This is a genomic window from Curtobacterium sp. BNK-1, from assembly GCF_048685235.1.
In the GTDB taxonomy this organism is placed as follows: Bacteria; Pseudomonadota; Gammaproteobacteria; order Enterobacterales; family Enterobacteriaceae; genus Pantoea; species Pantoea agglomerans.
The window spans coordinates 147,390-159,064 of record NZ_JBLQTJ010000001.1; the positions used below are offsets into that span (position 1 = coordinate 147,390).

At 54.3% G+C, this 11,675-nt stretch carries 14 protein-coding genes; 9 read left to right on the top strand and 5 right to left on the bottom strand.

Annotated features, from left to right (window positions below):
• The first annotated feature begins 13 nt into the window (after positions 1-13).
• From efp to ACMGGP_RS00670, 3 genes are all read left to right on the top strand, one after another.
• A complete protein-coding gene (efp, locus tag ACMGGP_RS00660; RefSeq protein ID WP_010251979.1) occupies positions 14-580 on the top strand; it encodes an elongation factor P in 567 nt (188 codons plus the stop codon).
• Between the two features lie 51 nt (positions 581-631).
• Positions 632-763 carry an entericidin A/B family lipoprotein gene (locus ACMGGP_RS00665; protein WP_003848306.1) on the top strand — a complete coding sequence of 44 codons (132 nt, stop codon included), beginning with the start codon at positions 632-634 and terminating at the stop codon, positions 761-763.
• 102 nt (positions 764-865) lie between these two features.
• Positions 866-1,000, top strand: coding sequence for an entericidin A/B family lipoprotein (locus ACMGGP_RS00670; protein WP_003848302.1), 135 nt, complete (start codon positions 866-868; stop codon positions 998-1,000).
• A 55-nt stretch (positions 1,001-1,055) separates the two neighbouring features.
• On the opposite strand, the gene ACMGGP_RS00675 is transcribed toward ACMGGP_RS00670, so the two are convergent.
• On the bottom strand, positions 1,056-1,580 hold the full coding sequence (locus ACMGGP_RS00675; RefSeq protein WP_010672015.1) for a lipocalin family protein: 525 nt from the start codon (positions 1,578-1,580) through the stop codon (positions 1,056-1,058).
• Positions 1,581-1,715: 135 nt separating this feature from the next.
• Here ACMGGP_RS00675 and epmA point away from each other — a divergent pair, with 135 nt between their 5' ends.
• Complete coding sequence (gene epmA, locus ACMGGP_RS00680; protein ID WP_498798042.1) at positions 1,716-2,693, top strand: elongation factor P--(R)-beta-lysine ligase; 978 nt, start codon at positions 1,716-1,718, stop codon at positions 2,691-2,693.
• A 151-nt stretch (positions 2,694-2,844) separates the two neighbouring features.
• Here the strand turns inward: epmA and degS are convergent, their stop codons facing one another.
• From degS to zapG, 3 genes are all read right to left on the bottom strand, one after another.
• Entirely contained in the window at positions 2,845-3,906 is a 1,062-nt protein-coding gene (gene degS / locus ACMGGP_RS00685; protein WP_010251964.1) for an outer membrane-stress sensor serine endopeptidase DegS, read from the bottom strand.
• 89 nt (positions 3,907-3,995) lie between these two features.
• Positions 3,996-5,369 carry a serine endoprotease DegQ gene (degQ, locus tag ACMGGP_RS00690; RefSeq protein ID WP_010251960.1) on the bottom strand — a complete coding sequence of 458 codons (1,374 nt, stop codon included), beginning with the start codon at positions 5,367-5,369 and terminating at the stop codon, positions 3,996-3,998.
• Between the two features lie 110 nt (positions 5,370-5,479).
• Positions 5,480-5,881: a Z-ring associated protein ZapG gene (gene zapG / locus ACMGGP_RS00695; RefSeq protein ID WP_003848291.1), complete on the bottom strand. Its 402-nt coding sequence runs from the start codon at positions 5,879-5,881 to the stop codon at positions 5,480-5,482.
• Positions 5,882-6,059: 178 nt separating this feature from the next.
• Here zapG and zapE point away from each other — a divergent pair, with 178 nt between their 5' ends.
• The 5 genes from zapE (at position 6,060) to sspB (ending at position 9,713) form a co-directional block, all read left to right on the top strand.
• Positions 6,060-7,187, top strand: a complete 1,128-nt coding sequence (gene zapE, locus ACMGGP_RS00700; protein ID WP_022625259.1) for a cell division protein ZapE — start codon at positions 6,060-6,062, stop codon at positions 7,185-7,187.
• Between the two features lie 227 nt (positions 7,188-7,414).
• Complete coding sequence (rplM, locus tag ACMGGP_RS00705; protein ID WP_008925400.1) at positions 7,415-7,843, top strand: 50S ribosomal protein L13; 429 nt, start codon at positions 7,415-7,417, stop codon at positions 7,841-7,843.
• Between the two features lie 15 nt (positions 7,844-7,858).
• Positions 7,859-8,251, top strand: coding sequence for a 30S ribosomal protein S9 (rpsI, locus tag ACMGGP_RS00710; RefSeq protein WP_008925401.1), 393 nt, complete (start codon positions 7,859-7,861; stop codon positions 8,249-8,251).
• Positions 8,252-8,582: 331 nt separating this feature from the next.
• On the top strand, positions 8,583-9,224 hold the full coding sequence (sspA, locus tag ACMGGP_RS00715) for a stringent starvation protein SspA (protein WP_009092481.1): 642 nt from the start codon (positions 8,583-8,585) through the stop codon (positions 9,222-9,224).
• A 9-nt stretch (positions 9,225-9,233) separates the two neighbouring features.
• Positions 9,234-9,713 carry a ClpXP protease specificity-enhancing factor gene (sspB, locus tag ACMGGP_RS00720; protein WP_250488959.1) on the top strand — a complete coding sequence of 160 codons (480 nt, stop codon included), beginning with the start codon at positions 9,234-9,236 and terminating at the stop codon, positions 9,711-9,713.
• A gap of 111 nt (positions 9,714-9,824) precedes the next feature.
• On the opposite strand, the gene ACMGGP_RS00725 is transcribed toward sspB, so the two are convergent.
• Positions 9,825-11,582, bottom strand: coding sequence for a sulfite reductase subunit alpha (locus tag ACMGGP_RS00725; RefSeq protein WP_031592002.1), 1,758 nt, complete (start codon positions 11,580-11,582; stop codon positions 9,825-9,827).
• Positions 11,583-11,675 lie beyond the last annotated feature (93 nt).

Sequence of the window (11,675 nt, forward strand, 5' to 3'; positions counted from 1 at the left end):
GTAGAGGGCCTTCATGGCGACTTATTCTAGCAACGATTTCCGTCCCGGTCTTAAAATCATGTTCGAAGGCGAGCCGTATGCCATCGAATCCAGTGAGTTCGTTAAACCGGGTAAAGGTCAGGCATTCGCGCGCGTTAAAATGCGTCGCCTGCTGACGGGTTCTCGCGTTGAGAAAACTTTTAAATCTACCGACTCCGCCGAAGGCGCTGACGTAGTAGATACCAACCTGAACTACCTGTACAACGACGGTGAGTTCTACCACTTCATGCATCCGGAAAGCTTTGAGCAGTTCCAGGTTGAAGAGAAGACGGTAAGCGATGCAGCGAAATGGCTGCAGGACAACGCTGAATGTATCGTTACGCTGTGGAACGGTCGTCCGATCGCCGTTCAGCCGCCGAACTTTATCGAAGCTGAAGTTATCGAAACCGATCCAGGCCTGAAAGGTGATACCGCAGGGACTGGCGGCAAGCCAGCTAAACTCTCTACCGGTGCCGTGGTGAAAGTGCCACTGTTCGTGCAAGAGGGCGAAGTGGTGAAAGTTGACACCCGCTCTGGCGAATACGTGTCACGCGTGAAATAAGATTCGCAGGCGCATCTTCTGGTGCGCCTTTTTCTTGTCTGAGAGAAAAAAATGATCAAGCTGGCAAAATTAATCGCGTTCGCGTTGCTGGTCTCCTCTGCGCTAAGCGCCTGCAACACATTCCACGGTTTTGGCGAAGATGTCTCTCACTTAGGTGGTGCCATTTCGCGAGCAGCAAAATGACCTTAACTGATTGTCCTTTTTAAAGTCTCACCAGCAGCAACTGCCGGAAATCCGGCTATGCTTAAAGCGCTGTACTTTACATCCATCAAAAAGGACATTGTTATGTTAAAGAAAAGTATTGCTGCAATCTTCTCTGTACTGGTGCTCTCTTCCCTGCTCACAGCTTGTAATACAACGCGTGGCGTAGGTGAAGATGTCGAAGCGGGCGGCCAGGCGATTCAGAACAGCACGAAGTAACCTGTTATTCCAACCGGTACGAAATGCTTTTCGTACCGGCTTGTCAGATTCTGCACTATTTCTGTTTTACCCAGATTAACTCTTCAACCGGGAAACCATCCCGACGCGCCTGATCAACCAGTTTCTCTTTTACGCCCGGTTCCAGTTGTGGTGTGCGTGACAGTATCCAGAGATAGTGGCGATTCGGTCCACATACCAGCGCATAGCGGTAGTCAGGATCGAGAGCAATTACGTTATAGCCGCCATAGAAGGGGCCGAAGAAAGAGACTTTCAGAGAAGCCCGCGTGGGTTCACCGGTAAAGTAGGCTTTGCCGACGCTCTCCTGCCAGCGCTGCTTTTTGACGTTATAGCCACGGTTGATTACCTTCAGGCCGCCATCTTCACGCGGGCTGTAGTTTGCCGTTACCTGTTCAAGGCCGCGCTCAAAAGGGTGGTTAAGGCGGGCAATCTCATACCACTGACCGAGATAGCGCTGGCTGTCAAAGTTATCTACGACCGTGACGTTCTTTGGCGGCGTAGTGCTGCAGGCGACAGAGAGAAAAGCACTCAGGCTGGCAACAACTGTTTTCCATGGAGACATAGTGGGATTCCTTTGTGATTTAACCGCTTAAGTATAGAAGCCGAAACGCTGTTTTTGGCAGTACGGGCACGAGATTGTTTGCCGCAGGCATTGCAGGTAGACTTCCCCCCCTAATTTGCATCAGGAGTCATCACCATGAGCGATACGGCAAGCTGGCAACCAAGCGCATCCATCGCCAATTTGTTAAAACGCGCCGCTATTTTAGCAGAAGTGCGTCGTTTCTTTGCCGATCGCGGCGTGCTGGAAGTGGATACGCCGGCGATGAGCCAGGCCACCATTACCGATATCCATCTGGTGCCATTCCAGACGCGTTTTGTCGGGCCTGGCGCTGCGCAGGGGCGCGATCTCTGGCTGATGACCAGCCCGGAATATCATATGAAACGCCTGCTGGCGGCGGGCAGTGGCCCGATCTATCAGATGGCGCGCAGCTTCCGCAATGAAGAGGCGGGACGTCACCACAACCCGGAATTCACCATGCTGGAGTGGTACCGGCCGCATTACGATATGTACCGTCTGATGAACGAAGTCGACGATCTGATGCAGCAGGTGCTGGAGTGTGACAGCGCTGAGTCGCTCTCCTATCAGCAGGCGTTTATCCGTCATCTTGAGCTGGATCCGCTGTCAGCGGATAAAGCGCAGTTGCGTGAAGCGGCAGAGAAGCTGGGTGAAGGCGAGCTGGCGCGTGCAGAAGAAGATCGCGATACCTTACTGATGCTGCTGTTTATGCTGGGTGTGGAACCGAAGATTGGTCAGTATAAACCCTGCTTCGTTTATCATTTCCCGGCCAGCCAGGCAGCCCTGGCGGAGATCAGCACCGAAGATCACCGCGTGGCCGAACGCTTTGAGGTCTATTACAAAGGCATTGAGCTGGCGAACGGTTTCCGTGAACTGACCGACAGCCGTGAGCAGCGTCAGCGTTTTGAGCAGGATAACCGTCGCCGTGCGGCACGCGGCCTGCCTGTGCATCCTATTGATACGTATCTGCTGGATGCGCTGGCGCATGGCATGCCTGCCTGTTCCGGGGTCGCACTGGGTATCGATCGCCTGATCATGCTGGCGTTGAAAGCGGAGTCATTGAGCGATGTCATCGCGTTTCCGGTGGATCGCTGCTAATCGGTTAATCACAAACGATGGCGGATTAGAGGGGAAGGGTTGGCCCGGATGAAGAGCAAAGCGTCCGAGCCAGGATGGCGAGGCCGACCGCCATGGATGGCGGCCTTCTTTGCAATCAGCCGGGCCATCCCTGACCTGGCACAGGTTTCAGCTAACTACTGCTGTCAGGAAACTCCTGAATGGTGACCGGCAGCGTCAGTTTCTGATCGTTTCGCAGTACCTGCACATCAATCACTGAACCCGGGCGAATTTCTGCCACCTGATCCATGGTCTCCTGCGCGGAGATGGCCGGCTTGCCATTCACGCTGAGCAGCACATCGTTGGCCTGAATCCCGGCTTTATCCGCTGGCCCATCTGGTGTGACCACGCTGACAATAATGCCCTGAACCCGATCCAGATTGCTCCCCTGTCCATGCAGCGGCGGCAGCTCACGCCCGGTAATGCCGATATAGCCGCGGATCACCCGACCATCACGAATCAGCTTATCCATGATCTTCGAGGCTAAAACGGTTGGAATGGCGAAACCAATCCCTTCCGGGGTTTCACCATCACTACTTTTATCAAAGGTCAGGGTGTTAATGCCCATCAGCTCGCCTAGCGAGTTAATCAGCGCGCCGCCGGAGTTACCCTGATTGATTGACGCATCGGTCTGCAGGAAGTTCTGTCGGCCTGATGAGCTTAAGCCAACCCGGCCCGTGGCGCTGATAATGCCCTGCGTGACCGTCTGACCGAGGTTATAGGGGTTGCCGATAGCCATCACCACATCCCCGATATGCGCCTGGCGATTTGGATTGATGGGGATAACGGGCAGGCCGGAGGCCGTAATTTTCAGTACCGCCAGATCGGTCATGCCATCGGAACCCACCAGCGTCGCTTCAAAGAAGCGGCCATCCTGCAGCGCCACGATAATTTGATCGGCATTATTGATCACATGCTTATTGGTAAGGATGTAGCCTTTTGCATTCATGATCACCCCTGAACCCAGGGTCGTGATGCCTCGATTGTTGTTGCCGTGGGCGCTACGATTGTAAACGTTCACAACGGCAGGCACGGCGCGGCGCACCCCTTGATTGAAGCTAAAGGGCGTTTCGTCTGTAATATTTTCGTGGTTATAGAGGGCGTCGCTGCCCATACGCAGTGCAGGCAGTGCTGCGAGCAAAATACCCGCCACAATCAGGCCCAGCACCACGGCACGCAAAAGTTTAAGAAACATGGTGTTAAATTACGCCAGGGGAGATCGCAGGGGAGAATAGCATGAGAGCGGCGGACACACACGCGCTTGTGTCCGCCGTAATGCGAGGTTTATCTCAACAACAGATAGATACTTTCATCGCCGCGCACCACATTCAGTGCCAGTACCGGCGGTTTCCCTTCCAGTATTTTACGCATTTCAGCAATGGTCTGAACCCGGTTGCGGTTAACGCCGATAATCACATCATCTTTCTGCAGACCAACCTGTTCAGCCGGTGTGCCTTTTTCGATGGTATCGACCTTCACGCCTTTATCACCGGTTTTAGTCTGTCCATCACTCAGGGTTGCGCCCTGAAGCGCGGGTGACATCAGCTGTGCGCTGGCGGTGCTCTGTGCGCTCTGCTCCAGCGTAACGGTAACCGTTAATGGCTTACCTTCACGCAGCAGGCCAAGTTTAACCTGTTCACCTGGCGGCGTGGTTCCTACTTTCACGCGCAACTCAGCGAAGCTGGTAATCGGCTTGTCGTTGATCGACGTAATGATATCGCCTGACTTCACGCCCGCTTTCTGCGCAGCAGATTGCGGTAAGACTTCAGAGACAAAGGCGCCGCGCTGCGCATCGACATTGAATGCTTTAGCCATATCGGCTGTCATTTCAGTGCCTTTGATGCCGAGCTGACCGCGCTTCACTTCACCAAATTTAATCAGCTGCTGCGCGAGGTTCATCGCCATATCACTCGGGATAGCAAAGCCGATACCGATGTTACCGCCGCTGGAGGCGAGAATCGCGGTGTTGATACCGATCAGTTCACCGTTAAGGTTGACCAGCGCACCGCCTGAGTTGCCACGGTTGATCGCGGCATCGGTCTGAATAAAGTTTTCCAGCCCTTCCAGGTTCAGGCCGCTGCGCCCCAGTGCGGAGATAATACCGGAAGTGGCCGTCTGTCCCAGACCGAACGGGTTACCGATCGCTACCGCGAAATCACCCACTTTCAGCTGGTCAGAGTCCGCGACTTTTACCTGCGTGAGGTTTTTTGCGCCCTGAATCTGAATCAGCGCGATATCGGTCTGCTCATCATGGCCAATCAGTTTGGCTTCATATTCACTGCCGTCACCAAGCTGTACGTTGATTTTATCCGCACCGTTGACCACGTGATTGTTGGTGAGCACGTAGCCTTTCGCGGCATCGATGATCACGCCAGACCCTAAACCTTCAAACGGCTGTGGCTGACTATTTCCGCCAGGCATCTGACCAAAAAAACGCTTCAGCGGCTCAGGAATATCCTGAGCCTGTGCACCCGAATCAGTGCCTTCCACATGCACACTGACCACGGCAGGTAACACTTTCTCCAGCATCGGCGCCAGACTCGGCAGCGGCTGGCCCGCAATTTGTGCTGGCAGCGTTGCCATCGCGTCTGGCGCGGCGGCAAGGCTCATCCCAATACTCAGGGCTAATGCGCTAAACAGGCGTGCTTGTTTTTTCATTGCTACAACGCTCTCGCTGCAAAAGGTGGGAGGAATTAATAAGTGTGACAGTCGTTTGCGGTCAGGGTTCGCAAAAACAGCGGGCGCAGACAGGCTGCGCCCCAAAAAGATTAGTCGCGGGCAGGGCGCTCGCCACGCAGTAAACCGGATGCGCCTTCAGAATAGTCGCGCGGCATCTGCACCGGCACCTGATCGTTGTCCGCTTCGGCTTCAGTCAGCTGATAGGCAAACGGATTTTTCTGGCCAGGCAGATTCGGCAGCAGGTCATTTGAGCCTTTTGCCATGTGCTGATAGAGCTGACGATAATCACGCGCCATGTTGTCCAGCAGCTCCGCGCTCTGCGCGAAGTGATTGGTCAGCTCTTCGCGATAATCCGCCAGCTCCGCTTTCGATTTTTCCAGCTCGTACTGCATGCTGCGCTGCTCACGCAGCTTTTTGTTGCCAAAACGCATGGCGACTGCGCCGACAATAATACCAACCACTAAACCAATTAGCCCGTATTCCCAGGTCATAATGACTCCCGTGTTATTTCCATTGTTCCGTAGGGCATTGCACCATTTCAATAATAGTCACTATACCCGTTAATCTTATGGATGTGGAACTCTGGAGCAGCATGGCTTAGTGTAGAACGGCCTTTTTTTCAGCAACCGTGGTATGAATCAGACACCATTCAGGGACTTTGAAACAACAATGCAAACCTCAACTCCGCTTGCACGCTATGAACAGGCGCTGTCGCAGGGCGAATTCAGGCCCGATGACGTACAACGTGAAGCGATTACCCGTTTAGACGCGCTGCAGCAGGCGCTGGTTGCCCGGCAACAATCCGCCGCGCCTGCCACATCCGGCCTGCTGGGTCGCCTGTCAAAATTGATCGGTAAAGAGAAAAACGAGACGCCACAACCGGTACGTGGACTCTATATGTGGGGCGGTGTCGGTCGCGGTAAGACCTGGGTCATGGATCTCTTTTTTCAGTCTATTCCTGGCGATCGCAAACTGCGTCTGCACTTCCACCGCTTTATGCTGCGGGTGCATGAAGAGCTGACGCAGCTTCAGGGGCAGAGCGATCCGTTACTGATTATTGCGGACAGATTCAAAGCGGAAACGGACATCCTCTGTTTTGATGAATTTTTTGTCTCCGATATCACCGATGCGATGCTGCTGGGCACGCTGATGGAGGCGCTGTTTGAACGCGGCATTGCGCTGGTGGCCACCTCGAACATTCCGCCTGATGATCTCTATCGTAATGGTCTGCAGCGCGCGCGCTTCCTGCCTGCCATCGAGCAGATCAAACGTCATTGTGATGTGATGAATGTGGATGCCGGTATCGACTACCGGTTACGCACGCTGACCTCGGCGCACCTGTGGAACTCTCCGCTGAACAAAGAGACGCACGCTGAAATGGCGCGGATGTTTAAAGCGCTGTCGGGCAGCCAGCCTGAAGATGCGCCGGTTCTGGAAATTAATCACCGCCAGATGCCGACGCTGGGCGTCAGCGAGGGCGTGCTGGCGATTAATTTCACCACCCTGTGTGGCGAAGGGCGCAGCCAGCATGACTATATTGCGCTGTCGCGCCGTTTTCACAGTGTGCTGCTGTATGACGTGCCGGTGATGATCTACAAAACCGAAGATCAGGCACGGCGTTTCCTGGCACTGGTCGATGAGTTCTATGAACGGCATGTGAAGCTGGTGGTCGCGGCAGAAACGTCACTGACCGAGATTTATCAGGGCACGCGGCTGAAGTTTGAATACCAGCGCTGTTTATCGCGACTTCAGGAGATGCAGAGCGAAGAGTATCTGCGTTTACCGCACCTGCCGTGAGAATAATCGGGATAAATACCGAAATAGGGTTCGATTTTTGTAACCGACTTCTCTATAATCTTGCGACCCCACGTTACAGCAAAGGATTTTTTTCCCAAATCCTCTGTGTTCCAGTAACTCTATCCGAAGGGGTGGCTTGCTGGTCAAAATGGTCGTGTGAGCCTCATTCGTTTACTTAAGCGTTTGGGATTTCACCAACGTGTAACTTAATTTGGGTAAGCTTTTCGATGAAAACTTTTACAGCTAAACCAGAAACCGTCCAACGTGACTGGTTTGTAGTTGACGCAACGGGCAAAACTTTGGGTCGCCTGGCGACTGAACTGGCGCGCCGTCTGCGTGGTAAGCATAAAGCGGAATACACTCCGCACGTTGATACGGGTGATTACATCATCGTTCTGAACGCAGAAAAAGTTGCTGTAACCGGCAACAAGCGTACTGACAAGATCTACTATCACCACACTGGCCACATCGGTGGTATCAAACAGGCGACCTTTGAAGAGATGATTGCTCGCCGTCCTGAGCGTGTGATTGAGATCGCGGTTAAAGGCATGCTGCCGAAGGGCCCGCTGGGTCGTGCTATGTACCGTAAACTGAAAGTTTACGCAGGCAACGAGCACACCCATGCGGCACAGCAACCGCAAGTTCTTGACATTTAATCGGGATTAAAGGCAATGGCTGAAACTCAAAACTACGGCACTGGTCGCCGCAAAAGCTCTACCGCTCGCGTATTCATTAAGCCGGGTAGCGGTAACATCGTAATTAACCAACGTTCTCTGGAACAGTACTTCGGTCGCGAAACTGCCCGCATGGTAGTTCGTCAGCCGCTTGAGCTGCTGGACCTGGTTGGTAAATTCGATCTCTATGTCACTGTTAAAGGTGGCGGTATTTCTGGTCAGGCTGGTGCGATCCGTCACGGTATCACCCGCGCTCTGATGGAATACGACGAATCACTGCGTGGCGAGCTGCGTAAAGCTGGCTTCGTAACGCGTGATGCGCGTCAGGTTGAACGTAAGAAAGTCGGCCTGCGTAAAGCACGTCGTCGTCCTCAGTTCTCCAAGCGTTAATTGTTTGCAGCTCCGGCTGCGGCAATTGGCTCAAAAAACCCGCTTCGGCGGGTTTTTTATTTTCTGCCTTCCCATAAACTGTCCGCGAAAACCGTAACGCCGCGCTCAATTTACCTGCAAAGATTCATTCCACGCCCACAAGCAGCCTAAAATCTGGTAAACTCTGTGTCACTTTGCGCCCGCAGGCCGGTGCGTTATGCGCCTCCCCACTGTCGGGGCGTCAGTATCTGTGACGCAGCTAACCAGGTTGCGTGCGAGTTCGATAAGCAAGTGAGTCGCCGTGTGGTTGGCTATTCGCAGTATCTTTTTGTGAACAAACTTGGAGGTTTTCATGGCTGTCGCTGCCAACAAACGTTCGGTAATGACGCTGTTTTCTGGTCCTACTGACATTTTCAGCCATCAGGTACGTATCGTCCTGGCGGAGAAGGGTGTCAGCGTAGAGATCGAGCAGGTCGAAATGGATAACCTGCCGCAGGATCTGATTGACCTCAATCCGTATCGCACGGTACCGACGCTGGTAGATCGTGAGCTGACGCTGTATGAATCACGCATCATCATGGAATATTTAGATGAGCGCTTCCCGCATCCGCCACTGATGCCGGTTTATCCGGTTGCCCGTGGTGATAGCCGCCTGATGATGCACCGCATCGAGCAGGACTGGTATAGCCTGATGAGGAAAGTAGAGAACAGCAGCGGTCAGGAAGCGGAAGCGGCACGCAAGCAACTGCGTGAAGAGCTGCTGGCTATCGCGCCACTGTTTGGCCGTACGCCTTATTTCATGAGCGAAGAGTTCAGCCTGGTTGATTGCTATCTGGCTCCGCTGTTATGGCGTCTGCCGTCAATGGGTATCGATTTGATCGGCTCAGGTTCAAAAGAGCTGAAAGGTTACATGAATCGCGTATTTGAGCGTGACTCCTTCCTCGCTTCATTAACTGAAGCTGAACGTGAAATGCGGCTGCAAGCCCGGGCTTAACGTATGGAAATGTCGCAACTTACTGCACGTCGTCCCTATCTGCTGCGCGCCTTTTATGACTGGTTGCTCGACAATCAGCTGACGCCGCATCTGGTGGTCGACATAAATCTGCCGGGTGTGCAGGTGCCGCTGGAGTATGCGCGCGATGGTCAGATAGTCCTGAACATTGCGCCACGTGCTGTCGGTAACCTCGATCTGGCAAACGATCAGGTGTCGTTCAACGCCCGCTTTGGTGGCGTTCCTCGCCAGGTTAACGTGCCGATGGCGGCGATTCTGGCAATCTATGCGCGTGAAAATGGCGCCGGGACGATGTTTGAACCGGAACCGGCTTACGAGCTGGGCACGCATGAGGCGTCAGAGGGTCAGGAAGAGACTATGATGTCGGTGATTGATGGTGATCGTCCTGACGATGCCAGCGATGACGAGACACCGCCTGATGACGATCCACCGCCACGTGGTGGACGACCTTCACTGCGCGTAGTGAAATAGCAGTGACATAACAGCGAATACCCGTCCATCCGACGGGTATTTTTTTGCCTGTCGGCCATAAAAAAATCCGGCTGCCTGCGCAAGCCGGATTTTTTCAGCAGACCATCGCGATCAATAGACGTCGCGCAGGTAGCGCTTCTCTTTCTTCAGCTGATCGACATAGTCAGCAGCGCGCTCGGTGGAGAGGCCACCAAACTGGCGAACCACTTCATACAGCGCATTATCCACATCCTTCGCCATACGCGATGCATCGCCACAGACATAGAAGTAAGCCCCTTCCTGCAGCCAGGCATACAACTCAGCGCCCTGTTCAAGCATCCGGCTCTGCACGTAGATTTTCTTCTCCTGATCGCGTGAGAACGCCAGATCCAGACGCGTCAGCAAGCCATTATCGCGCCAGGCAAGTAATTCATCCTGATAGATAAAGTCATGTTCCTGATGCTGATCGCCGAAGAACAGCCAGTTTTTCCCCTGCGCGCCGGTTGCCTGGCGCTCCTGCAGGAAGGCACGGAATGGCGCGATACCGGTACCTGGTCCCACCATGATCAGCGGTGCGCTGTTGTTGGCAGGCACGCGGAACGATTTATTGGGTGAGATAAAGATGGCGGGCTTTTCACCACGACGCACACGCTCGGCCAGATAGGTTGAGCAGACGCCACCGCGATTACGGCCGCCACTGTGATAACGCACCGAGGCAACGGTCAGATGCACCTGGTCAGGATGGGCTTTAGAGCTGGATGAAATTGAGTAAGCGCGATGCTGCAGCGGACGCAGCAGCGCGACAAACTCGGGTACCGCCAGCGTGCGCGTCAGTTCAAGCTGCAGCAGGTCAAGGGTATCTTTGCCCCACAGCCACACGCCCAGCGCATCTTTATCATCATGCTGTAACACATGACGCAGCTCCTGGTTGGTGGTGTTCTGCCCGACCCATTCGATTAACTTGCGTGACGGCTCTGAGATCTCAAACTGATAGGTCAGCAGGTCGCCAAGGCTGCGATCAAAGCCGGGCACCGGCGTCTCGTAGTCCGCGTTAAGCTGGGTCAGCAGCAGGCTGACCAGCGACGGCTCGTTGACCGGAATTACGCCCAGCGCATCGCCCGCTTCATACTTCAGGCCGCTGTCAGACAGGTCGAACTCGAAATGACGAATATCTTTGGCTGACTGCTCGCCTGACAAACGCTTGTTGGTGATCAGCGCGGCGGCGTATGGATTGGATTTGTTGCTGCCTGGAATGACTGGCGCTTCAGGCGCGCTTTCCAGCACGGTGCCGCTGCTGCCCGCGCTGGCGGCAAACTGTGGCATTGAGCTGTTCAGCCACTCGCTGGAAGGCTCCTCAAAATCGATATCACAATCGATACGATCAACCACGCGTTTCGCGCCCAACTGCTCAAGACGCATATCAATGAATTTACCCGCCTGACAGAAGCCATCGTAGCCGGTATCGCCAATCGCCAGCACGGCGAAATGCATCTGCTCCAGACGCGGTGCGGTACTGGCAGAGATCGCGTCCCAGAACAGCTGCGCGTTGTCCGGCATTTCACCTTCGCCATAGGTCGAGGTGACGATCAGTACATGGCGCATGGTGGCAAATACGTCGAGATCGACATCGCCCAGCGCCTGAACCACCGGCACCAGACCTTTAGCGCGCGCAGACTTCGCTGCGGTCTGCGCCAGTGCTTCAGCATTGCCGGTCTGTGAGCCATAAAGAATGTGCAGTTGCGTCGTCGCGGCTGCGCCTGTGCCCGCGGCGGGTTGCTGCTTGTCTTCTAATACCAGCAAACGGGAGTGCAGACCCGCAAGAAAGCCAGCCAGCCAGTACTTCTGATCGCCATTAAAAGGTGCATCTTCTGGAATATAAGGAATTTTCATGGGTACTTTTACTCAATCCCGTTCTCGCCCGTCATCAGTGGCATTGTCCGGTGTGAAAGCGGTTCCGCTTTCCCGCGCCGCAGCGTGTGCGAC

Excerpts from the sequence above, each read along its gene's own strand:
- degQ (WP_010251960.1), bottom strand. The coding sequence starts at position 5,369 with ATGAAAAAACAAGCACGCCTGTTTAGCGCATTAGCCCTGAGTATTGGG.
- efp (WP_010251979.1), top strand. The coding sequence starts at position 14 with ATGGCGACTTATTCTAGCAACGATTTCCGTCCCGGTCTTAAAATCATG.
- sspA (WP_009092481.1), top strand. The coding sequence starts at position 8,583 with ATGGCTGTCGCTGCCAACAAACGTTCGGTAATGACGCTGTTTTCTGGT.
- ACMGGP_RS00675 (WP_010672015.1), bottom strand. The coding sequence starts at position 1,580 with ATGTCTCCATGGAAAACAGTTGTTGCCAGCCTGAGTGCTTTTCTCTCT.
- rpsI (WP_008925401.1), top strand. The coding sequence starts at position 7,859 with ATGGCTGAAACTCAAAACTACGGCACTGGTCGCCGCAAAAGCTCTACC.
- sspB (WP_250488959.1), top strand. The coding sequence starts at position 9,234 with ATGTCGCAACTTACTGCACGTCGTCCCTATCTGCTGCGCGCCTTTTAT.
- zapE (WP_022625259.1), top strand. The coding sequence starts at position 6,060 with ATGCAAACCTCAACTCCGCTTGCACGCTATGAACAGGCGCTGTCGCAG.
- ACMGGP_RS00670 (WP_003848302.1), top strand. The coding sequence starts at position 866 with ATGTTAAAGAAAAGTATTGCTGCAATCTTCTCTGTACTGGTGCTCTCT.
- zapG (WP_003848291.1), bottom strand. The coding sequence starts at position 5,881 with ATGACCTGGGAATACGGGCTAATTGGTTTAGTGGTTGGTATTATTGTC.
- rplM (WP_008925400.1), top strand. The coding sequence starts at position 7,415 with ATGAAAACTTTTACAGCTAAACCAGAAACCGTCCAACGTGACTGGTTT.
- degS (WP_010251964.1), bottom strand. The coding sequence starts at position 3,906 with ATGTTTCTTAAACTTTTGCGTGCCGTGGTGCTGGGCCTGATTGTGGCG.
- ACMGGP_RS00665 (WP_003848306.1), top strand. The coding sequence starts at position 632 with ATGATCAAGCTGGCAAAATTAATCGCGTTCGCGTTGCTGGTCTCCTCT.
- ACMGGP_RS00725 (WP_031592002.1), bottom strand. The coding sequence starts at position 11,582 with ATGAAAATTCCTTATATTCCAGAAGATGCACCTTTTAATGGCGATCAG.
- epmA (WP_498798042.1), top strand. The coding sequence starts at position 1,716 with ATGAGCGATACGGCAAGCTGGCAACCAAGCGCATCCATCGCCAATTTG.